19 protein-coding genes and 2 tRNA genes are annotated in these 23,765 nt (G+C 36.4%); 17 read left to right on the top strand and 4 right to left on the bottom strand.

From position 1 onward, the window contains the following. Positions 1-56 precede the first annotated feature (56 nt). The 8 genes from IEV85_RS01695 (at position 57) to IEV85_RS01660 (ending at position 8,062) form a co-directional block, all read left to right on the top strand. The gene (locus IEV85_RS01695) at positions 57-1,154 is read left to right on the top strand and encodes an AbiTii domain-containing protein (protein ID WP_188460066.1); all 1,098 of its coding nucleotides are present in this window, start codon (positions 57-59) and stop codon (positions 1,152-1,154) included. Positions 1,155-1,304: 150 nt separating this feature from the next. Further along, positions 1,305-1,655, top strand: coding sequence for a hypothetical protein (locus IEV85_RS01690; protein WP_188460065.1), 351 nt, complete (start codon positions 1,305-1,307; stop codon positions 1,653-1,655). A 156-nt stretch (positions 1,656-1,811) separates the two neighbouring features. Beyond that, positions 1,812-1,952, top strand: coding sequence for a hypothetical protein (locus IEV85_RS01685; RefSeq protein WP_188460064.1), 141 nt, complete (start codon positions 1,812-1,814; stop codon positions 1,950-1,952). Positions 1,953-2,092: 140 nt separating this feature from the next. Continuing rightward, a complete protein-coding gene (locus IEV85_RS01680; RefSeq protein ID WP_188460063.1) occupies positions 2,093-3,397 on the top strand; it encodes a TIR domain-containing protein in 1,305 nt (434 codons plus the stop codon). A gap of 50 nt (positions 3,398-3,447) precedes the next feature. After that, complete coding sequence (locus IEV85_RS01675; RefSeq protein WP_188460062.1) at positions 3,448-3,852, top strand: hypothetical protein; 405 nt, start codon at positions 3,448-3,450, stop codon at positions 3,850-3,852. A 158-nt stretch (positions 3,853-4,010) separates the two neighbouring features. After that, positions 4,011-4,604, top strand: a complete 594-nt coding sequence (locus IEV85_RS01670) for a hypothetical protein (protein WP_188460061.1) — start codon at positions 4,011-4,013, stop codon at positions 4,602-4,604. Between the two features lie 153 nt (positions 4,605-4,757). Continuing rightward, a complete protein-coding gene (locus IEV85_RS01665) occupies positions 4,758-5,288 on the top strand; it encodes a DUF421 domain-containing protein (RefSeq protein WP_188460060.1) in 531 nt (176 codons plus the stop codon). Positions 5,289-6,049: 761 nt separating this feature from the next. Further along, the gene (locus IEV85_RS01660; protein ID WP_188460059.1) at positions 6,050-8,062 is read left to right on the top strand and encodes an OmpA family protein; all 2,013 of its coding nucleotides are present in this window, start codon (positions 6,050-6,052) and stop codon (positions 8,060-8,062) included. Between the two features lie 1,328 nt (positions 8,063-9,390). On the opposite strand, the gene IEV85_RS01655 is transcribed toward IEV85_RS01660, so the two are convergent. Together IEV85_RS01655 and sucC are read right to left on the bottom strand one after the other, a co-directional pair. Continuing rightward, positions 9,391-9,464, bottom strand: a tRNA-Arg gene (locus IEV85_RS01655). Positions 9,465-9,547: 83 nt separating this feature from the next. Continuing rightward, positions 9,548-10,759 (bottom strand): ADP-forming succinate--CoA ligase subunit beta, encoded by a 1,212-nt coding sequence (sucC, locus tag IEV85_RS01650; protein WP_188460058.1) that lies wholly within the window; start codon positions 10,757-10,759, stop codon positions 9,548-9,550. Between the two features lie 202 nt (positions 10,760-10,961). On the opposite strand from sucC, the gene IEV85_RS01645 reads away from it, so the two are divergent. From IEV85_RS01645 to IEV85_RS01605, 9 genes are all read left to right on the top strand, one after another. Beyond that, complete coding sequence (locus IEV85_RS01645; RefSeq protein WP_188460257.1) at positions 10,962-11,618, top strand: ATP-binding cassette domain-containing protein; 657 nt, start codon at positions 10,962-10,964, stop codon at positions 11,616-11,618. 104 nt (positions 11,619-11,722) lie between these two features. Then, positions 11,723-12,697 carry a PorP/SprF family type IX secretion system membrane protein gene (locus IEV85_RS01640; protein ID WP_188460057.1) on the top strand — a complete coding sequence of 325 codons (975 nt, stop codon included), beginning with the start codon at positions 11,723-11,725 and terminating at the stop codon, positions 12,695-12,697. 149 nt (positions 12,698-12,846) lie between these two features. Continuing rightward, positions 12,847-14,046, top strand: a complete 1,200-nt coding sequence (locus IEV85_RS01635; RefSeq protein WP_188460256.1) for an acetyl-CoA C-acyltransferase — start codon at positions 12,847-12,849, stop codon at positions 14,044-14,046. A 13-nt stretch (positions 14,047-14,059) separates the two neighbouring features. Continuing rightward, the gene (locus IEV85_RS01630) at positions 14,060-14,305 is read left to right on the top strand and encodes a hypothetical protein (protein WP_188460056.1); all 246 of its coding nucleotides are present in this window, start codon (positions 14,060-14,062) and stop codon (positions 14,303-14,305) included. A gap of 126 nt (positions 14,306-14,431) precedes the next feature. Then, positions 14,432-16,594, top strand: a complete 2,163-nt coding sequence (locus tag IEV85_RS01625; protein WP_188460055.1) for a S9 family peptidase — start codon at positions 14,432-14,434, stop codon at positions 16,592-16,594. 254 nt (positions 16,595-16,848) lie between these two features. Then, entirely contained in the window at positions 16,849-18,123 is a 1,275-nt protein-coding gene (gene fahA / locus IEV85_RS01620; RefSeq protein WP_188460054.1) for a fumarylacetoacetase, read from the top strand. A gap of 195 nt (positions 18,124-18,318) precedes the next feature. Beyond that, a complete protein-coding gene (locus IEV85_RS01615) occupies positions 18,319-19,803 on the top strand; it encodes a GAF domain-containing protein (protein ID WP_188460053.1) in 1,485 nt (494 codons plus the stop codon). Positions 19,804-19,943: 140 nt separating this feature from the next. Beyond that, a tRNA-Ile gene (locus IEV85_RS01610) sits at positions 19,944-20,017 on the top strand. Between the two features lie 41 nt (positions 20,018-20,058). Further along, positions 20,059-20,358: a GIY-YIG nuclease family protein gene (locus tag IEV85_RS01605; protein WP_188460052.1), complete on the top strand. Its 300-nt coding sequence runs from the start codon at positions 20,059-20,061 to the stop codon at positions 20,356-20,358. 204 nt (positions 20,359-20,562) lie between these two features. Here the strand turns inward: IEV85_RS01605 and IEV85_RS01600 are convergent, their stop codons facing one another. Together IEV85_RS01600 and IEV85_RS01595 are read right to left on the bottom strand one after the other, a co-directional pair. Continuing rightward, positions 20,563-21,369, bottom strand: a complete 807-nt coding sequence (locus IEV85_RS01600) for a phospholipase D family protein (RefSeq protein ID WP_188460051.1) — start codon at positions 21,367-21,369, stop codon at positions 20,563-20,565. A 950-nt stretch (positions 21,370-22,319) separates the two neighbouring features. Next, a complete protein-coding gene (locus tag IEV85_RS01595; protein ID WP_188460050.1) occupies positions 22,320-23,387 on the bottom strand; it encodes a sensor histidine kinase in 1,068 nt (355 codons plus the stop codon). Positions 23,388-23,765 lie beyond the last annotated feature (378 nt).

Raw genomic sequence — 23,765 nt, 5'->3', positions numbered from 1 at the left:
TAGTTGCAAATTGAAATCACTTAAAACAATGTAATAATGTTCTTACAGTATAAAATATGGAAGACTTTCTAAAGAAATTATTTGAAACAGACAATAAGCTTAGCCTACTTTTATTAGAAGCAAAAGATTTATCAGATGAATATGAGGAGAAAGAGTTGTCAAGCTATATAGACAAAGAAATCAATGGTTATAAAGTCGAAGATGGGTTGCCTGATTATAGAAAAATTGCAGGACAAATTGTAGGAGACATTCAAGATGTATACGGTAATTTGACTCATAAGGAATCCCCTATTGACTTCTCCGTCCTTTCTGAAAAAGTAAGATTTAATCTTGATATTTTACATATACCAGATGGAATATCTTTTATCGAGGCATCTTTAGACGGAATTACAGGGAAAACGGCATTAAAACCTATACCTAATCAAGTGGTAAAAATGTTGAATGAAACATTTCATTTAAACAATCCACAATTACATTTAGTGGGAGCTTACCATAAGGTTCCAGTACCTACCTTAAAGTACATTTTAGTTAAGGTAAGACAAGATTTAATCCAATCCTTTCAAAAACTAAACAAAAAATTACAAAAATCAGAAAGTCAAAATACAGTTGAGAAACCCATTGAAAGCAGCAAAATGCAACTCCAACAGAGAAAAATTTTTGTTTCTTACGCATGGGAAGATGAGGAGCATAACTCTAAAGTAATTTCTTTTGTCGATTTCCTTCGTAATGAGGGTTTTGATGCTTCAATGGACAGAAAAAAGAGCCAAGAAGAAACATCAGTAAATTTTAATCAAATGATGATAGATGGTATCCAAAATAGTGATAAAGTAATTGTGGTTTTGTCAAGAAAATTTAAAGAAAAAGCTGAAAAGTTTGAAGGTGGCGTGTGGCAAGAATTTAGTATAGCAATTGAGGAAATGAAACAGAAAAAGAACAAATATATTTATGTTTTTTTTGGAAAGGAAAAGAGAGAAGAAGTAACCCCTACAGCAATTTTGGGTGTGGACATCTTGGATTTAAAAAATGACCAAGACGAAAATAATTTTAATACACTTTTCGCTAAAATAAAAGAAGAAAACACAATCTCATTTTCTGAGGTTAGTCAACAAGTAAAAGAGGTGCAAAAAATAATAATAAAGCCGTTCAAATTATAAATGCAACTAACACTAAATATAGGTTATTGGGCAGATAGTCTTAAAATCGAAAATGATTACATTTAAGAAAGTCTAAGGAATTGGTGCTTTGGAACTTTGAAATGTCCAACGCCCCATATTCTTAACGTTGCCGAAAATTGAAAAAATAAAATGAGAGAGAAAATTTGGTACTATATGATTGATAGCAAGTTTCAAGCTTTATACTTGGACTATGCAATGACTCAATTTCAGAAATATGACCTAGGCATCAATATCTTTCTCGCACTAACTTCTTCTGGAAGCATTGCGGCTTGGGCTATTTGGCAAGAACTGCAAATGGTTTGGGTGATAATAATTGTAGCGGCAAATGTTGTTACAATCATTAAACCATACTTCCCATATTCCAAATACGTCAAAGAACTCAGCGAAGGAGCACTAAAAATGCAGAACCTTCATCTAGACTATGAAAGACTCTGGTGTATAAGTTTGAAAAAAAAAAATCTAAGAAGATGGTGCTACTGAACAGTTTTTCGACTTAAAAACTCGAGGTGTTGAACACTTATGTTTAAACGATGATACTCTGGTGACAGAAGATGAGAAAATCGTAAAAGTGGTCGAAGAAGAAATGAGATTTTATGTGAAAAATAATTATAATGTTGAATACTAAAATCAAAGACAATGTCTGACAAGAATCGGAAAACTCCGCCTCCACCACCACTCAAGCCCTCTCCAGATAAAAGTTCAAAAGAAGGCTTAGATGAAAGCAAAGTACATAGCATGAAAAATTCTACTCCACCACTTCCAAAAGAGAAAAAATAACTTTCGCCAACAATGCGATAGCTTATGGCCGGTGAATGGCTTACCACAAGTTTTTCCCTTCGTAGCACATTTTGGTTTCGGTAGAAAGGGAAATACTTCGAAATTGTAAAATATGTATGTAAACTGTTTATAGAAGAAATATGAAAATATTTTTGAGCCACGCAACAAAGGACAAAAAACTTGTTCTTCGAATTAATAAAGATCTTAAATCCCATGGCTTTGATACTTGGCTTGATAGTGATAATATACCAATCGGTGGGTCAATAGTAACATTTATTCAACAGGGATTAGAAGATACAGATGTTTTTATGCTTTTTCTAAGTCCTTTTTCAGTCCACAGCAAATGGGTACAATCTGAATGGCAGGCACAATATTTTAAGCAGGTAAAAGAAAGCAAAATAATAATTCTTCCAATACTTATTAGTGATTGCGAGATTCCTAAATTCTTGACCGATATAAAGTATGCAGACTTTAGAGATGATAATGGCTATGAAAGTAATCTTTCAGTCCTTCTTGAAACTCTTAACTCTATGAAGCATGAGAAAGAAGAAATACACCGCTGGGGTGAAGGAAAGCCAAATACCAGTAGCATATATGATTGTACTTTGGATTTTCTTGAAGACATGAAGGATGAACATATTTCTCTTCCTTTAAGGGCTCATAAGAAAATAAACATTTTAGAGTCGCTAAAGAAAATCAATCGATCTGGTAAAATACTGAGGTTGAAGAAATATAAACAAGCTAAAATTCCTGCAAGGTCAATATATGATCATATTTTGTCAGTTGCATATGTAGCAGATTTTCTATTGCCACACATTGATCATGGGATCGAACAACAAGAATATGTAGAGTTAGCTCGGTGCATTGCATTTCATGAGTTAAACGAAGTAGTTCTTGGAGATATTCCAACTTATACGCCAATGTCACAAAGGCAAAGAAAATATTCAAGAACATATGCAGAGGCAAGACTTAGAAGTGTAGAACCATCAAAACGAGAAAAAATTGCAAATGATTTTATTTGGCTATTTCTAAATGAAAGACATAGAATATCAATTGATACAGTCAATAAAATCCTTTCTAACAAAACCTCAAAAATCAATTTAACATTCAGAACGTTTGATAAAATTGATCCTATAATAGCAATATGGAGGTATTTACATTTTTATAGGGGCAAACTAGGGGTAGACTCCGTTTTCTTTACAAAACTTATGCGAGATTTCTTCGAAAATCCAGACATCAAAAAATTCCTTAGGACAAATAAATTAGATAACAAGATTCTTAACTTAGTTATCAATTTGCAAGATAGAAGTAAAGCGGATCAATATTATTCTAACCCTGATAAACTATTTCAGGAAAAAAGCTTATTTCAACTTCCGGAAAGTGCTGTGAAAAGTGCAATTGAAGTAGTACCCCTTTTTTTCAATAATGTTAGTAACAAACACTAAAATGAATATAATTGAGCGGTATCCACAATTACCAAAAAAAAATGATTATAATGAAAAATTGGATTTATACTTTATTACCAGTAATATTTTTGTTCTCATGTGAATATAAAAATAATAAACCTGATAAAGAAGAATTTTTTGGATCGTGGATCTACGATACAGATGATGAACAGATTGAGAAATATGTAAAATCCGATACACTTAGCATGAATAACTTTGGATTAAATTTTAAACCAGATAATACATTAGAAAGAGTCCAACTAATAGGAGGCTGCGCAACTCCGCCACTAGAATTTGAAAAAGTTACCGGTATATGGTCTCAAACCTCTGACTCCACCATTTTAATTAAATACAACGACTGGAGAGGATCAATAAAAGATCATTATTGGATTAAAAATATTAACAACAATCAATTATCCTTAAAATTAATTGATTACCAGAGAACAAAAAGATAGGAGAGGCCAACAATAACTAAAAATTAATTCTGCTTATTGGCTCAGTTTCTATTATTGGTTTTAGCTACTTTGTAGCGATAAATAATATCTTAATTTGATCACCTCACTGAGTGTAGACTCATCGATAATAAAATTGATTAAAAATTTATAAGTTTTATATGAAATTGATTATTACCCTTGTGCTTTTAATAACCACGCTTTCAGTGGGTTGTGCTCAGGAATCCAAAAGGTACCTAAAGTTAAAGCAAAACATCAGCTATTGGGAAGGATATGTTTTAAACAGAGATTCAGTAAAGATTACTGGATTAGTCAAAGATAATTTGTTAAATGATACAAAAAAATACTCTGCTGTAACCTTTGTACAAAAAGATGGAACTAAATTAAAGCTTTACCCGAACACAATTAAGGGGTATGGATACTCCAGTCATAATTTTATATCCAATGGTTCTTCGTTTTTAGAAAATGTTCAACATGGTAGGAAGTTAAGTTTGTACAAAAATGTTACTGTCACATCATGGAGTGCTGGCGGAGCTCCGGGAATGGCTCCAATGACTCATACAAACGTAAAGGAAAACTTTTATGTAAAGCGTTATAATGAAACTGTTTTCAAGGAGGTGAGAAAGAAGAATTTTAAGCAGGATTTTAGCGACTATTTTAAAGATTGTGAAGAACTTTCAAATAAAATTTTGAATGAGGAATATAACCACAAGGACATTTCCAAAATAGTAAGAAAGTATAACTATTGTCAATAATTTCATTTCAACAATATTAGTATTTCCACAACTACTATTTAAAAAACTGGGAATAGCATAATTGAAATAATCCGAATTATTGAAACAATCTTAGTCCGTGCTCATGAAAATACGTTAGTCAGAGTGAGAATATATATTCTTTAACTCAACTTTATGAAATGGATTTATACTAATGATGACCCTATCATCCAGACTTTAATCGGTTGTGCAATCATTTTTGTAGTGATTATACTACTCACCCGTATCGTGGGGTTGCGATCCTTCGCCAAGTTCACCGCCTATGATTTTGCTTTTACAGTGGCCATTGGTAGTATAATTTCTTCCATACTTACCTCAAGCACCACACTGGCTCATGGCACTGTAGCCATTGCCGGACTTCTGATGATTACCTTTATCTTTTCCTGGCTCCAGAGAAAAAGCCCATTTTTAAGCAATTTAATTTCCAATGCGCCATTGCTTTTGATGGATGGCAATACCATCTTATATAAAAACTTAAAGTATGCCCGAATTGAAGAAGACCAGTTAATTGCCAAACTGCGTGAGGCGAACGTCCTCAATTACGACCAAGTGATTGCGGTTGTACTTGAATCTACAGGGGATATTTCAGTTTTGCACCAAGCCAGCCATGACAGCAAAGAAAAGTTTGATGCTAAGTTGCTGTCAGGTGTGAGGAGAAAACCATAGAGAATAAAACGTTTTTTTATGATGGAAAATAACATCATTATTTCAAAATGATAAACTCTTTTTTGCTAATGCGATATTTTAACAATTACTATATAATGAGCGGCTTTGATGGTTGGTGATTTCTTGCCCGTATTACGGCAAAGGCTGGTCAGCCTCTGGCTGACATCTTTTTGATCAAGTCATCGCAGTCCTTTGAACTGAACCTCAATTGAGATAACAAAACTTTTTTTACGATAGAAAATAGTGTTGATGCTTTTGGTTTTCTGCTGACTTACATCTGTGAGGCTATCCCCTTGAGGGGATTATAGGGGTGTTACCCTGGAGGGGACTACAGGGGTGTTTTACGAGATGGAATAGTTTTCCATTGAAGGAAATCAAGTCTTGTTATATAGTAGCAAAAAGATAAAGAATAAAATTTTGTTTAAAATAGCTTAAAGTATAATTGAAACATCAGTATTTAGTAAGATTTCTCTTTTTTGAGGTTTTATACTTAGTTTTAAAGCTTAATAAACACTTATTAAGGTAAGTATATCTGGTTTTTGAGTTCAATTTCATTTTCCATAAGTAGCCTATTTAGTGTAGAGTAGTGGGACAACCACACCATATAATGTAATAAAGCAGGTCCATAAAAACTCCCCGTGTAAGAAGTCAATTAATTTTTAAGGCCTTTCTTTTAGTTTTAATGTCATAATTTTCATTAAATTCGCTACTTAATGTTCACACTATCAATTGCATAAACAGTTTAGTGAGGTAATCAAATTATGCTTCGGGTAAAAGTTTTTTTGTTAATTATCATATGTAGCTCGGCCCTTCAAGCGCAAAATTTTAAAGCAAGTCTTAAAAAGGGTGATCAATACCTAAACGATAGTGACTTTAGCAAAGCCATAAGTTTTTATAAAAAGGCTTTGCAATACAAGCCCGGGAATTTGGACGCCACTTACGGATTGGGGATAGCCTATTTATTTGATTTTAGGATTGATGAAGCACTCAAAGAGCTCACTTTAGTGAGGCAACTCAATCCTACAATTGGAAATAACATAGACTTTTATTTAGGGCTTGCTCATCAATACAATTATAATTTTAAGGAGGCTATCAGATATTTCGAACTTTATAGTGACAAAAAAAGAAGTAACCGTTATCAAGCCGACTTTCATATTTCAGAATGCCTAACAGCTGATTCCTTATACAGTAAGCCTCAACCTGTAGTTGTTGAAAACCTCGGTCAAACTGTCAATTCACAATATCACGATTACTCACCCGCGTTAATGGCTGACGGCAAAACACTTTATTTCACATCAAACAGAGCAGGTTCTACGGGAGGTATGAAATTAGCGGACGGTAGTTTTTATGAAGACATTTACAGCTCTTCCCTTCAAGATGGGCAGTGGAGCAAGCCCCAAAAACTAGGCAAGAACTTAAACAGTGATTATCATGATGCTGTAATTTCTATCTCTCCTAATGGAGAAACGCTTTTTGTCTATTCTGAAAAGGGCAATGGTGATATTTATTTTTCAAATTTTGAAAATTCAACATGGACTTATCCTCAACCGCTAAGCTATAAGATCAACTCCAGTTTTCGGGAAACATCGGTGTCTATAACTGCTGACGGTAAAACCTTATATTTCTCAAGCGAGCGTCCGGATGGTTACGGTGGCCTGGATATTTACAGGTCTACAAAAGGAGAGGATGGCGAATGGGGTACTGCTCAAAACCTTGGGCCTACCGTCAACACTGAGGCGTCTGAGGAAGCACCGATGATACATCCGGACGGACATATCTTATATTTTAGTTCTTCCGGCCATCAGGGAATGGGCGGATATGACATCTATTATAGTAAATTGGAAGGTCAGGAATTTCAGGAACCGGTTAATTTAGGATACCCTATCAATACAGTTTATGATGATAATTATTTTGTGATCTCGTCCGATTTTAAGCATGCTTATTATGCTACCGGAAGACCAGATGGTTTTGGAAAGGCAGATATCTACCATGTAGATATGGAACCAACAATAGAAGTTGAAGAAATAGCCCCTTCCGAGCCCACACCTGAACCTGTATTAGCAGAAAATACTGTAATAACTTCTGAGAATGATAAAGAGGTTGATGTAGAGTTGGCTGAACCTGAAGCTAAAACTGTGGTTACTGTATTTAAAGGGAAAGTACTTGATGCCAGCACGGGCTTACCAGTGGGTGCTAAAATTAAGATGGTTGATAACAATAATAATGTATTGACTGCGGAAGCATTTGCTGATCCACAAACAGGTGAATTCGAATTGATTGTTCCGAAAGGGGGTAATTATGGGGTGTCAACGAATAGAAAAGGCTATCTGTTTAATTCGATGAATTTTAGGTTACCCGAATTTTCTGAGTATCAGGAAATAGATGTTTCAATATTGCTGGATAAGGCTGAAGCAGGTACAAAGATGGTACTTAAGAATATTTTCTTCGATAATGGTAGCTCTGATTTAAGAACTGAGTCGCTAGGAGAGCTTGATGTGATTAAAGACCTTTTAGTGAATTCACCTGAGCTAAGGGTGCAGATAAATGGACATACCGATAATGTCGGGAATTCAGTTTACAATAAGTTGCTTTCTAAAAAAAGAGCGCAATCTGTGGTAGATTACCTGATTGCAAATGGTATTAATGCCGAACGTTTAGAGGCCAAAGGCTTTGGAGAAGAAAGTCCCCTGGTCTCAAATGATGATGAAATAGGGGGTAGGGAGATTAACAGAAGAACCGAAATAGAGATCTTAGGTCAGAGTCAAAATGGTTAGATAATCAGGTTTTTGCCTGTGACTCATTTTTTCATTGCCATGTTTCGTGTCACACGAAACATTATTTAAGCCATCTCAGCCATGCTTCGTGTCTTACGATACATTAGCTGCTCTTAGTTTGCTTACATATGAGGTCAGATATAATGTCGTCCTTACAGGACTTTAAAGCATGGTAAGTTTATATTACCAAAATACCACCTCTACGAGGTTTTAGACCATGGACATTTCACGTTAGCCATGCTTCTTGTCTCACGAAACATTATTTAAGCCATCTCCAGCCATGCTTCGTGTCTTACGATACATTTCAGATGCACTTAGCTAGTTTGAATATGCTATCATAAAATTCGATCTTAGTGTATCAAAGGCATCAGTCCCAGCGGGACGAAACTATGGTAGCAATCAAGCTGAATGGTTTACAAAATCCCAACGGGATGACATTTTATAAGAAGGCTGCTTAATGAATATTGAGGAGATATAATGTCGTCCTTACAGGACTTTAAAGCATGGTAAGTTAATTATTACCATAATACCACCTCTACGAGGTTTTGGACCATGGACATTTCACGTTAGCCATGTTTCGTGTCTCAAGAAACATTATTTAAGCCATCTCCAGCCATGCTTCGTGTCTTACGATACATTTCAGATGCACTTAGCTAGTTTGAATATGCTATCATAAAATTCGATCTTAGTGTATCAAAGGCATCAGTCCCAGCGGGACGAAACTATGGTAGCAATCAAGCTGAATGGTTTACAAAATCCCAACGGGATGACATTTTATAAGAAGGCTGCTTAATGAATATTGAGGAGATATAATGTCGTCCCTACAGGACTTTAAAGAATGGTAATTTAATTATTACCATAATACCACCTCTACGAGGTTTTGGACCATAGGCATTTCAGGTTAGCCATGTTTCGTGTCACACGAAACATTATTTAAGCCATCTCAGCCATGCTTCGTGTCTCACGATACATTTCAGCTGCTCTTAGCTTGCTTACATTGAGATCACAGAATTTGACCGTGGTGTATCAGAGCTATCAGTCCCAGCGGGACGAAACTATGGTAGCAACCAAGTTGAATGGTTTACAAAATCCCAACGGGATGACATTTTATAAGAACGCTGCTTAATGAATATTGAGGACATATAATGCCGTCCCTACAGGACTTTAAAGCATGGTAAGTTTATATTACCATAATACCATCTCTACGAGGTTTGGGATTGCTACACATTCCGCTTGAGCCATGTTTCGTGTCACACGAAACATATTTCAAAACCTGCATTTGCCATAAACAGAAAATCCCCGGCAATTTTTCAATTACCAGGGATTTGTACACCTGAAGGGAGTCGAACCCCTAACCCTCGGAGCCGAAATCCGATACTCTATCCAGTTGAGCTACAGGTGCATTTTAAGATGTTAGATGCTAGAACCTAGAATTAAGACAATAAACCATCTTGATTCTAAGTTCCAGGCTCTAGGCTCTATTTTCTATGCCAGCGCTTCTTTCACTCTTTCAGCAGCATCTTTCAATACAATGGCTGAAGTTACTTTTAAGCCTGACTCTTTTATAATCTGGGCGCCTTCCTCAGCATTAGTTCCTTGTAAACGAACAATGATAGGCACCTGAATATCACCAATGTTTTTATAAGCTTCTACCACACCTTTGGCCACTCTGTCGCAACGAACAATACCACCGAAGATGTTAATCAAGATAGCTTCCACTTTAGGATCTTTCAAAATAATTCTGAAACCAGCTTCAACAGTCTGCGCATTAGCACTACCTCCCACATCAAGGAAGTTAGCCGGCTCACCGCCAGATAATTTGATGATGTCCATTGTAGCCATTGCTAAACCGGCACCATTTACCATACAACCCACATTACCATCCAACTTCACATAGTTAAGGCCAGACTCAGCTGCTTCAACTTCTGCAGGATCCTCTTCAGTGATGTCTCTCATTTCAGCTAAATCCTTATGACGGTACAATGCAGAATCATCAAGATTCACTTTTGCATCAACGGCTAAAATCTTGTTGTCAGATGTTTTCAACACAGGGTTGATCTCAAACATAGAAGAATCGGTAGCATCGTAAGCTTTGTACAAAGAGAAGATAAACTTCACCATGTTTTTAAAAGCCTCACCTTCCAAACCTAATTTGAAAGCTACTTTACGTGCCTGAAATCCTTGTAAACCAACACGAGGATCAATCCACTCTTTAAATATTTTTTCAGGAGTTTTTTCAGCTACTTCTTCAATGTCCATTCCGCCTTCCGTAGAAGCCATAATTACATTGCAGCCTTTTGCCCTGTCTAATAAAATTCCGATATAATATTCTTTCGGTTCATTTTCTCCCGGATAATAAACATCCTGAGCTATTAAAACCTTGCTTACTAACTTACCTTCTTCACCAGTTTGGTGTGTTACCAGGGTACCACCTAAAATAGCTTTAGATTTAGTAGGTACATCATCCAAGCTTTTGGCTAAAACCACGCCATTTGAGCCTGTTTCTTTCACTTTACCTTTTCCCCTTCCACCAGCATGGATTTGTGCTTTAATCACATACCACTCAGTGCCCGTCTCTTGGTTGAGCTTTTTGGCAGCTTCAGTAGCTTCTTCCGGAGTGGAGGCAACAATTCCTTTTTGAATGGTTACTCCATGTTTTTCAAGTATTCCTTTGGCTTGATATTCGTGTATGTTCATTCTTGGATAATTTTTGTGCGAATGTACGGCATTATAAATTATTATTCAACCACAATAGGTAATTAGGAATTACAAATTTCTAAATTCCGTACTTATATTCTTTAGCATCCTATTTCTTTAATACCTATTGTAAAAACCAACTCCTAAAATCCTGAAATCTTGTGTCTGGTTTCTGTATTCTCTTTATCTTTACGGCATGAGTATTTTATCGGCTAACAATATTTTTAAAAGATACGAAGATCTTCAGGTTTTAAGCGGTGTGAACTTTTCTGTGGAGGCTGCTAAATTAAGTGCTATTGTAGGTCCCAGCGGAGCGGGAAAAAGTACTCTTTTACATATTTTGGGTACGCTGGATCAAAGCGACAGTGGTAGCTTAAGTATTAATGGGTTGGACATCAGTAATTTAAAGGGGAATGAGTTGGCCAGATTCAGGAATGATTCTATTGGTTTTATTTTCCAGTTTCATAATCTGTTGCCTGAATTTACCGCAGCAGAGAACATTAGTATTCCTGCTTATATTAAAAAGAGCAACACAAAGGAAGTGGAGAAAAGAACCACTGAGCTACTGAGTATTTTGGGATTAAGCAGCAGGGCGCACCATAAACCGGGGCAGTTGAGTGGAGGGGAACAACAACGTGTAGCTGTGGCCAGGGCACTAATGAATAAGCCCGCTATTGTTTTTGCCGATGAGCCGAGCGGTAATCTCGATTCCAAAAATGCAGAAGAATTACACCATTTATTTCTAAAGCTGCGCGATGAGCTTGGTCAGGCATTTGTAATCGTTACACATAATGAAGACTTGGCTGAAATGGCTGATGAACGACATGAAATGAAAGATGGCAGCTTAACCAGAATTTAGGGAAGTTAATTTTAGGCATTTCCCTTAGTGAGAGATTCAGTTCTTCCCCCATGTTTGCCAATATTTAAATGTGGAATTTTACCACATCATAAAGGCTTAATGAAATGGGAAAATTTTACGTTTACTTTACTTTGTTTCTGCTAATTAGCTTACTACCTCTAAAGAGCTACGCTCAGGATGCCTATTTCTCACAATTTTATGCTAACCCTGTTTATTTAAATTCTTCCCTAGCAGGAGCAGAAGGAAACCATAGGTTAGTGGTGGTGCACAGGCAACAATGGAATGCTTTGAATGCATTTAATTCCACATTTTTCTCATTCGACAGCCCTGTAGGCAAAAGCTCAGGTTGGGCAGTCCACGCCATGAAAGACACGCAATTGGACGGAGTAATTAACAATATGAGTGCAGGAACTACGCTATCCCACAGAATTAACCTGCGAAGGGGAGCTGTTTTGGGCGGAGGAATTTCATTATCGTATCTGCAAAAATCTTTTCGTTGGAATCAGCTGGTTTTCGAAGACCAGCTGCGTGCAGGAAGTAATTCTTTATACCCTACTGCTGAGAGAATAGGAGAATCCAAAACCGTTATGTATGATGCCGGAATAGGATTAATGTATGCCTCTGAAAGATTGATGGCCGGACTTAACATAGCACATATCAATACGCCTAAAGAGAGGTTTAGCCCGGAGTCAGAAGCTGTTCTTCCCCGCAGATATACATTACATGTGGCTTATTCTCTGCGCAAGCCCACTGAAGCAAGAGGTGCATACAGTATTACCCCCACTGTAATATATGAAAGTCAGGCCGGCATGAGTTATTTGAATATCGGCAGTTATATCAGTAATGATTTACTCACTTTTGGCACATGGTATCGCGTAGGGAAGGCAATGGTCTTTACAGCGGGAATAGCCATCAATCAGCTAAACCTAGGGTACAGTTGCGATTATAATTTAAGTGAATCAGGAAATACATTTGGTGCAACCAATGAGTTCTCTATTTCCTACCGTTTACAAAGAAAGAGCAAAAATAAATTTCAGTATGCAGGAAAATGCCCGGATTTCTACAAAAATCTGAGATGAGTTTTTGGTTCAGGAATAGCTAATCAGTAGCTGCGATTTCATCAATAATATATTAGTGAAGGTGGTTATCTTAAGTCACCCGACTTGAAACACTTTGTTCCTAAGTCTTAAAAGCTGTATTTTCGCTTTGAATAAAAAAAGCACCTATGATAAATACAGCATATATAGTGGATATAGTCAGAACACCTGTCGGTAAGTTCGGAGGCACATTAAGTTCAGTCAGGCCCGATGATTTAGCCGCACATATTATCAAATCTTTATTACAAAAACATCCTGATTTTGACCAGAAGCTTATTGAAGATGTTGTTTTCGGAGCTGCCAACCAGGCAGGAGAAGATAACAGAAATGTAGCGCGTATGGCTTCTCTAATGGCAGGTTTGCCTATTGAGGTGGGTGGGGTGACAGTTAACAGGCTTTGTGCTTCCGGCTTACAGTCTATTATGGATGCCAGCAGAGCTACTATGCTGAATGAAGGTGAGGCCTACATTGCCGGTGGAGTGGAAAGCATGACCAGAGCTCCTTTTGTAATGGCAAAAGCGGAGACTGCCTATTCCAGAAAACCAGAAATATATGATACAACTATCGGTTGGCGATTTATTAACCCAAAGTTAGCCGCGATGCATCACCCGTATGCCATGGGTGAAACGGCTGAAAACGTAGCCGATCAGTGGAAAATTAGCAGGGAAGCACAGGATGAATTTGCGCACAACTCCCAGGTGAAATATGATGCGGCCTTCAAAGCGGGGAAATTTAAGAATGAAATTATTCCGGTTGAAATTCCTCAGCGAAAGGCTGATCCTGTCATTTTTGATAAGGATGAGCACCCTAGGCTTTCCTCTTTGGATAAACTAGCCAGCTTAAGTCCGGCATTTAAAAAGGGAGGATCTGTAACTGCCGGTAATTCCAGCGGGGTAAATGATGGTGCCGCAGCGAGCTTAATCGTATCTGAGGAAACATTGAAAAAATTTAACCTGAAGCCAATGGTAAGAATAGTTTCTATGGCCATTGCAGGGGTTACACCTGCCTGCATGGGTGTGGGGCCAGTACCTGCCACACAAAAAGCGTTGAAAAGAGCGGGTCTTAAAGTGTCTGATTTAGATTTAATAGAACTGAATGAAGCATTTGCTTCACAATCAATCGCTTGCATGCAGGATCTTGACCTTAATCCTGAAATCGTAAATGTTAACGGAGGCTCAATCGCTATTGGTCACCCGCTAGGAGCAAGTGGAACACGTATAGCAACCACTTTATTACATGAAATGCAGAGAAGAGAGAATGCTAAATATGGATTAGCGACTATGTGTATAGGAGTTGGGCAGGGTGCTGCGGTCATTTTTGAAAAACTTTAACTCGCTGTTTAAGATGGATTTGGCAAGAGCAAAACGGTTTGTATCATTTTTGTATTGGGTTCCGGCAGTTATCATTATTGTAGGGAGGGTAATTGTTCCTCATTATGTGTTTTTGGCACTCCCTATTCCTTATTATGTGGTAGCTTTTTATCTTATTAATAAAACACCTCCGGAGGAGAGACTGCAAGTGGATTATGCCAGAGTGGTTTTAATTTCAATTTCGCATTTGGTGTTGTATTACCTCATGTTCTGGCAATAAAAATTTTCATTTTAATAGGTGGAGTACTTTTAATTAACCACTTAACCTATTGAAATACCACTTAATGAGTTAAGGCCTTAACTTCTGTTGAGGCCTTATTATTTTTACTAAAATAAAATTAAAAGTATGTATAAATTATTTCTTGTTTTTTTATTGTTTGCCACTACAAATCTGAGTGCGCAAAAGCAAATTACCATTGATGACATCTATAAAAAGGGAACTTTCAGACAGGAATCTGTCTACAATGTGAACTGGATGAATGATGGAAAGTACTATAGTGCGCTGGAAAATAATCAGGTTAAGAAAATAGATGTTACCACAGGAGAAACAGCAGAAATTCTTGTGGATGGAGATCAGTTAAATCCAAAGCTGGACATCAGAAGTTACAGTTTTAGTAATGACGAGCGCAAAATCTTACTTGCTACGGAAGTTAACTATATCTATAGAAGGTCCTTTACAGCAAAATACTATGTTTATGATTTTGCAAAAAAGAGTCTGAAACCTCTTTCTGATGATGTACAAATGTATGCCACTTTCTCCCCTGATGCTTCCAAAGTGGCTTATGTCTTTGAGAACAATATTTATGTGGTTGATCTGGCTTCAGATAAAACTTCTCAGGTAACTACTACCGGTAAAGTAAATGAAATAATTCACGGAGGCTCTGACTGGGTGTATGAGGAGGAATTTTATATTACCAAAACTTTTTATTGGTCACCGGACAGCAAAAAGCTTGCTTACTATACAATGGATGAATCTCACGTGAAGGAGTATACACTACAGAAATGGAATGATGGCCAGTTATATCCTGAGAACTATGTGTATAAGTACCCTAAGGCGGGAGAGAAGAATTCTTATGTGTGGATTTCAGTGTATGACCTTAGTAATGACAAATCTACCAAAATGGATATTGGTGAGGAGAAAGATCAGTATATTCCAAGAGTGCAATGGACGCAAAACCCAAATCTTTTGAGTATCATCAGGATGAACAGAAGGCAGAATATTCTGGAAATTTTACATGCTGATGCCAGCACAGGTCAATCCAAAGTAATTCTCAAAGAAGAGTCTGATACCTATGTGGCACTTAACTATATGGATGACCTCACTTATATGAAAGATGGTGAGCATTTTATCCACTCAAGTGAAAAAGATGGCTACAAGCATCTGTATTTGTATAAAATGAATGGTGAGCTGGTCAGGCAAATTACTAAAGGAAATTGGGAAGTTGAAAGCATAGTAGGTATAGATCAGAAAGCCGGAAAAATCTATTTTATTAGTACCGAAGTCTCACCACTTGACAGAACTTTCTATGAAATAAAGCTAACAGGTAAGCAGAAAAAAGCATTGGCTGAGCTGAAAGGAATTACCAGGATTAATATGAGTAATGATTACAAATATTATCTTAAGTTTTATCATAATGAAGAACAGCCTCTTCAGGTGAGCTTGTATAAAACTAAAGGGAACGAGAAAATTAAAACGTTGAAAGATAATGCGGAATTAACAGAAACAGCTAAAGAGTACGGCTTAGTAGCAAAAGAATTTTTTCAGTTTAAAGCAGATGATGGTACTTTGCTTAATGGTTACATGTTAAAGCCTGCAGACTTTGATGCTTCTAAAAAATATCCGGTAATTGTTTATCAGTACAGCGGACCGGGAAGTCAAAACGTTCAGCATGGATGGGCAGGTTCGCATTATTACTGGCACCAAATGATGGTTCAGAAAGGATACATTATTGCTGTGATTGATCCACGCGGAACTGGTGCAAGGGGAGAAGCCTTTAAGAAAATTACCTATAGAAATTTAGGTAAGTATGAAACTCAGGATTTGATTACCGGTGGTAAATACCTTGCGGATCTTGATTATGTGGATGAAGATAGGGTTGGCGTATGGGGATGGTCTTATGGTGGCTATATGGCAGGAAATGCTATTTTGGAAGGTGCTGATGTATTTTCAGCAGCTGTTTCAGTAGCAATGGTGTCCAACTGGAGATTTTATGATACGATTTATACCGAGCGCTACATGGATACCCCACAAAACAATCCGGAAGGTTATGATGATAATTCACCATTAAGTAAAGTGGATAAACTAAAAGGAAAGTATTTGATTATTCATGGCACAGGCGATGATAATGTGCACGTGCAAAATACTATTGTTTATCAGGATGCTTTATTGGAAGCCGACAAACAATTTGACTTATTCTACTACCCTGACAGAACCCATGGAATAGGAGAGCAAGGCGCCAGACCTCACCTGTTCACCATGATGACCAACTGGTGGTTAGAGAATTTATAAAGTAACGCTCAGTTATCCTTACTATCGGCTGGTTTAAATTATTCATAACAGAAATATTTAGGCCAGCCGATTTTTATTTCTGGGGTGCTGTGCTTATTCAACTTCAATAGCTTATTCGAGACCTTTCAACTTGCTAACTTGAACATTCGTCAACCTGTTCACTTGTTAAACCTAATCCCAAAGCTCTTTCGTATAACCTTTCATATCCCTTATTAAATTTTTAATTTCGAATTTCACAATAAGACAGATAAACAATGAAATATAAAGCGAACGATCCTTATTTAAAATCATGGGTGGAGGTACCTGAGCATTCTGATTTCCCTATTCAAAACCTTCCCTATGGTATTTTTTCTACAAAGGAAAAATCTCCCAGAGCCGGGGTAGCCATAGGTGATTTCATATTGGATTTAACAGAAATTCAATCAGTTCAATTGCTTAACGACCTGGGGCTACCTGAAAGAATCTTTGATCAACCGGTGCTTAATGGCTTTATGGAGCTGGGTAAAGAGGTTACAGTACCTGTTCGGGAAAGGATTTCAGAATTACTTCAACATAGCAATACTGAGCTTCAGGGAAATGATCAATTGCGTGAAAAGGCACTGATTCCTCAGAAGGAGGCCACTATGCATTTGCCTGTTCGGGTAGGCGATTATACTGACTTTTATTCTTCAGAATCCCATGCTACCAATGTGGGAACTATGTTTAGAGATCCTGATAATGCATTACTACCTAATTGGAAGCATATCCCGGTGGGATACCACGGACGTGCTTCCTCCATAGTTATTTCAGGCACACCACTTCATCGCCCTAAAGGTCAAACCAAAGCTCCGGATGCCAGCAAGCCTGTGTTTGGACCTTCCAAACGGGTTGATTTTGAATTAGAAATGGCATTTATCACCTGTGGAGGCAATAAGCTAGGGGATTCCATTAACACTAAAGAAGCAGAGCAGTATATCTTTGGCTTTACAATTTTTAATGATTGGTCGGCCCGCGATATCCAAACCTGGGAATATGTGCCCCTGGGGCCCTTTTTGGCCAAAAACTTCGGTTCTTCTATGTCGCCATGGATTGTTACTTATGAAGCGCTGGAACCTTATAAAGTGGCCGGCCCAAAGCAGGAACCGGAAGTGTTTCCTTATTTAAAATTTGAAGGTAACTACCATTTTGATGTAGAGCTGGAAGTATCGATAGTACCACAGGGAAATAAAGAAAAAGTAGTCACTCATTCTAACTTCAAGCACATGTATTGGAATGTGGTGCAGCAACTTGCTCATCACACCATCAATGGTTGTAATATTAATACAGGAGATGTATATGCCTCCGGAACAATTAGCGGCCCGGAAGAAGGCTCATACGGATCAATGTTGGAAATAGCCTGGAAGGGAACAAAGCCGGTTCAGATGCCTGATGGAAGTGAAAGGAAATTTATTAATGACCATGATACAGTAATTATGCGTGGCCATGGAACTAAAAATGGTGTTAGAATAGGTTTTGGAGAGGTAAAAACAGAAATTCTACCTGCAAAGTAAATAAATTAGAAATTTTATCTATTAACATTTGGTGTTCATCAGACAAACTCTATCCTTCGTAAAATAATTTTCGAGAAACCTTTTATTTCAAAAATTAGCATTAAATTAAATGTGAAATTAGGGGTGGAAGGTTTAAATGGATTACGAAAAAATTACAGGTAATTATATCCGTGGGAAACAATTAATTGTTTTGTAATGGTTAGTCTTAGTATGATAGGTATTTCTCTTGATACCTATACATACTATGATAACTATATTGTGGAGCATATATACCTGCAGTATTTTTGTATAGCAGTAAGTTTTGCCTCTCTAATTTTGGTGATCATTAACATAGAAAGATTTTATAAAATAGCTTATCTGCTTACAGTTTATTCAGTTATTTTAACACTGCTCTCTACAAGTTTTTTCTATAATTATTTTAATTTTGATGAACCGGTCAATCAATCATTTATTGGGCTCAGAGATACCTATTACATGATTATTTTCACTGCAATAAGCGGTTTTATTATTGATAAACGCCATATTATTATCCAGGGCATCTTATTAAACATTCTAATTTTATACTATACTTTTTATCTTAAGGATTCTTTTTTCCTGGAAAATATATTTGTAAATATTTTTACTTCTATTGGTTTCATTATTATGTGTTACTTTCTGGTTAGAACTATCACCAGATTGAATGAAGGACTCAATCAAACCATCATAGAGACGCAAAAAAGACATGAACTTAGTCAATTACGTACCACAAAGCTATCAATATACCAGGGTGCCATGGTAAAGCTAATTAAGGCCAATACACTACATATTTATGACTTGGAAAGTCTATATTATAACATCTGTAAGATAGCAGCAGAATGTATGGGCGTGAATCGCGTAAGCATCTGGGCCTTTGAAAGTGATAATACTGTTTTGGTGCGTAAAACTTTATATGCCAATAGCGAGCTCAATGAGGAAGTAATGGTTATAAGAGAAGCGGATAATCCCCTTTACTTTCACTCACTTCAAAATAAGTTTTTCATAAAAGCAGACAATGTTTACACAAATCAAGATACTAAGGCCTTTACTTCAACTTATTTAGAGCCTCTAAATATTTGCTCTATGCTTGATTGCCTCTTTAGGCTAGATGGAGAACCCGCAGGTGTTATTTGTTGTGAGACCCAGGAAAAGTTTATGAATTGGACTATGGAGGACGTGCTCTTTGTTCAGTCTTTAGCTGATTATGCAGCAATTGCTCATAAAAATCAGCAAATAAAGCAGTTGCTTGAAGAAATAAGGTCAAAAAATATTTCTCTGGAGTCACAAATAGGTGAAAACCGATTAATGAATGATGAGCTGAATGCCCTTAATGAGGAATTGATGTCTGTAAATGAAGGACTGGAAAAGACAGTGATGGAAAGGACCTCGATTTTACAGGACCAAAATGAGCAATTGGCAGAATACGCTTTTATTAATTCTCACCTTTTAAGGGCTCCTATTGCCAGGATTTTAGGCTTGGCCAACATTATTACAAAGGAAGTAAAGCTTGATAAAGACAAGCATATGCTGGAGGCACTTCATATAACTACCCAGGAGCTGGATGAAATTGTAAGGAAAATCGGTGATATCTTATATGAAGAAAGGCCTATGAGCCGTGCTGACGTAAAGGAGATGATATCCAGAAATATGAGTAATAACAATTGAGTGCCTACCTGATAAATCATTTGGAAGAGGGAGACAGTTGAAAAAAAATAGTTTATTTTATCAATAACCTTTGCTCATTTGAGCGTAAATCTTTAACATTGCAATCCCAAATAAAGACAGTTAGTTAATAACTTCTTTAAGGGCCTATAGCTCAGCTGGTTAGAGCACTTGACTCATAATCAAGGGGTCCCTGGTTCGAGCCCAGGTGGGCCCACAAATAGAAACCTCAGTAGAAATGCTGAGGTTTTTTATTAAATGAAAACTTTCGTCTATATACTATTTTCAGAAAAATTGGATCGGTTTTACACTGGTCTTACTACTTTGTCTGTTGATGAGCGTTTAAAAAATCATTTGGAGAAGAAATATAGTGAATCGAACTTTACCCAGAAAGCAGATGACTGGAAGTTATTCTACTCGATTCAATGTGAGAACTACTCTCAAGCCAGAAAAATAGAGTTGCATATCAAAAGGATGAAATCAAAAACCTATATCCGAAATCTACTACAGTATCCTGATATAACTGAGAAACTATTAATGAAATACAAAAGCGCTTGACTCCCCCGAAAGCTTTCGGGGCAAGGGGTCCCTGGTTCGCCCCGATAGCTATCGGGGCAGGTGGGCCCACTTTCTAAAAGCACCTTCATAACGGAGGTGCTTTTTTGTTTTATGGCAATAAAATATTTTGAGGAAGAGAAGTCTATCTCAATAATTCAAGCGTCTCGCTTGGATTTGAGCCAAGTAGTTAAAGTCCTTTTTTAATTAGTTTACCATAACCTTCTTCCAGTTCTTATTCAACACAGGCCTACTAAAGCTAGTCTGCCCTCCAGACTCCTCGCCTGAGTAATGACAATACTTTTCCCTGTATTTTTCATCCGAGTACTTGCTCCATGATTCAAATGCTTTTTTTGTAAAGGGCATTTTCATATCAAATTCAATTTCAGCACCGGTTCTAATACAATACCCTTTTTTTGTAACCGTTCTATTATTATTGGTAGTAGCCACCTTTTGGATTTTTTTGAATCTCTCATCTAAAATGTCTAAAATAACATGTGAGTCTTTATGTATGGTTTTTAGACCAAACATTTTTGATTCAATTTCTGGCTCCTTATGATATAGTAACTCACTATTTTCAATTACTTGATCGAAGTAATCATATGCGGACTGATCCAATTGGGAACTTGCCTCATCATTCCTATAAGTGAGTACGCCAAACTCTATGTTGTTATTAAAAGAATAGTCATATAGGTTCATTGAACTCAATATTGAGCTATCATCATTTGCATAGTATTTAGCATGCAATCTTGGTTCATGTCTTATTTCAACTGAGCAAAACTCTTTAAAAAATTCTAAATCCTCTGCCGCAATACTTTTACCCAAATCATCATCGTTTTTCCCAAATACAATTACTAAATGAAACTTAGGATCATTTTTATGCGACTTTAAAACGTCTTTTATTTTCGCATGTAATTTTATATAGGGGGATATAATTACAGCTAGCTTCTCAGCTGTTCGGAAAATTTTTTCTAATTCATAATTTAATTCTGAGCTTGTTATAAATTTTGCCATAGATATAATTATATAACTTGTTAAGTAAGAAAGCTATTTTAATACCGGTAATTTAAATTATTAATCAATATAAGCTAGAATTACCTCGTTTTATTCTATAAAATTATTATTTCATAGTGTGTAATGAATAAAGATTTATACCATTTTGCTCGAGTCATTTAGAGGATTTAAATTACAATGGTTTAATATTCAAGGATTTTCTAGTTACTTTTAATAAAAGTTTATTCATTTAAAATCAAATAACTTTTCAGTTTCGATTTTTTCTAATAATTGATAAAATAGATGGAAAAAAACTTTGAAAATCCTCTCTTTTTAAAAGAGATTCAGATTCTACATGATTTATCTCTACTAAAGTCGCATCAAGCTTATTTTTTTGGTTTCGCCATTCTTGTTTATATCGTATCTCATATTTGGTATTATTAATTTCTGAGACGTAACAGTATACTTTAGCCCAGGTGGATCTCTCGTCTTCTAATTCAAGCGTTTCGCTTGGATTTTGAATAATGTAGCGTCCGCTATATTTGCTGATATTTAAAAAAAATAAACTTATCGCATAGCTAATCAGCTGACGCTGAGATTAAATCCTATTAGGGCAATTGCACGAGAATCAATGATGTGTGTCTGAAAGTCAGTAACAAATGATTGCCCATTGTTGTGTGTCTGATTTTAGATTCCATATGAATTAGATACAAGCGGACGCTTGCATCATGGTAATGAAAGAGGTTACTTCTTGCCCTAACCCAAAACCGCAATCCCTCTTTCTCGTTTTTTTCAGTTATTGAAGTGCTATTTCTATAATCACGAAAGTTATTCTCAATCCGGATCAGATTAATGACAACTAATTTTCTTACTCTTAGGATTATGAATATTAGTATTCTTCCAGGTTTATCTCATCCTTTTAAAGGATTTACTTCATTATAAATGGATGTACGGTTTTGGTTTTCAGATATTCACGATGATAATGTAAGGATAAATTTAGTGCCTACATTTTCTTCTGACTCCACCTCAACTGTTCCGTTCATACTTTGCATATGCTTTTTCACCAAATATAACCCTATGCCTTTGCTATCGGTATTACTATGGAATGTCTGATTCAACTCAAATATCTTTCCTTTTGCTTCTTCCATATTAAATCCCAAACCATTATCCTCAAATACCAATTGTTTTTTCTTATCCACCATTCTGGAGTAAATGGATAAGTAAGGGTTAATACTTTGTCTTCTGAATTTAATGCTATTACTAATCAAATTCAGAAATATGCTACTAAGGTATTCTCTATTAAAAGAAATGGTTCTAAATTCAGAGAAATCTATTTTAATTGAAATTTGCGTGTTTTGTATTAAGGTTTGTAAAGCATTCATTACCTTTTTTAAAACCTCTTCAATAACTATATTTTCAATCTCAATGGAAGGGCTTTCACTGGTGTTTAGCTCATCTATATAGTTGTCAATTTTCAATTTCAATTTTTCTCCTCCACACTTCAACAGATTAATTAATTCAACTGTTCTTTCATTCTCAATAGTATTTAAATCAATCAAGCGAAATACTGATAAAAGACTATCTAGGGGAGATCTTAGGTCATGGGAGGTTGTATAAGAAAGCTGCTTGTATGCATTATTCAATTTAACTAAATTGGCAAGCTCATTATCCTTTATTATTTCAAGGCTTTTCTTAATAGTAATATTTTTAGCAATGGCAAAAACCAGTTCATCTTCTGTGGATGGCTGAGAAGTCCATGAAAGCCAAATGATGTCCCCCGATTTAGTTACATACCTATTTTCAAAGTTAAAAAGCGTTTCAGAGGAAGTGAGACTAGCTCTTACAAGGGTTGTCATTTCCACATCGTCCGGATGTACAAAGGCGTTAATTGGCTTAGCATAAAGCTCTTCAGGAGAGTAACCTAAGGTACTTGAAACTGCTGCATTAACCTTTTTGAAGTAACCATCAAAGCCGGCAATACAAAGCAGGTCAGGTGTTAATTCGAAAAACTTTTCATAGTTATAATATTCAGCATTCATGTATTAGAAAATTTTAAATAGTAAAATTGATCTACAAGTTTCTATTGCAATGATAGGTAATAAAAAACACATTGTAATTATTTATATAACTGGTAACCAGGGTCTGTTCTCATCTTTTCCCGTTTTAACCACCAATTTTTTCATCATGCAGAAACTCTTCTCGCTCCTCATTTTAGCATTAGTCGCTAGTATTGGTATTGTAAATGCCCTACCTTACTCATCATTGGTAAGCGCGACAGGACAGCCCTCGGTAAACCACTAGTATCTCCTGAAGTAAGAGCTGCAACGGGGCTTTATGACCAGTTAGGAAAAGAAACGCAGCAGAAAATAAAGAATAGTAAGCTGGTGGAAATCCCTGATGTTGGGCACTTACCTCAC

The sequence above is a fragment of the Marivirga lumbricoides genome (assembly GCF_014636295.1).
GTDB lineage: Bacteria > Bacteroidota > Bacteroidia > Cytophagales > Cyclobacteriaceae > Marivirga > Marivirga lumbricoides.
Note: the sequence above shows the minus strand (reverse complement) of the source record. Positions and strands in the feature narration are given on the sequence as shown.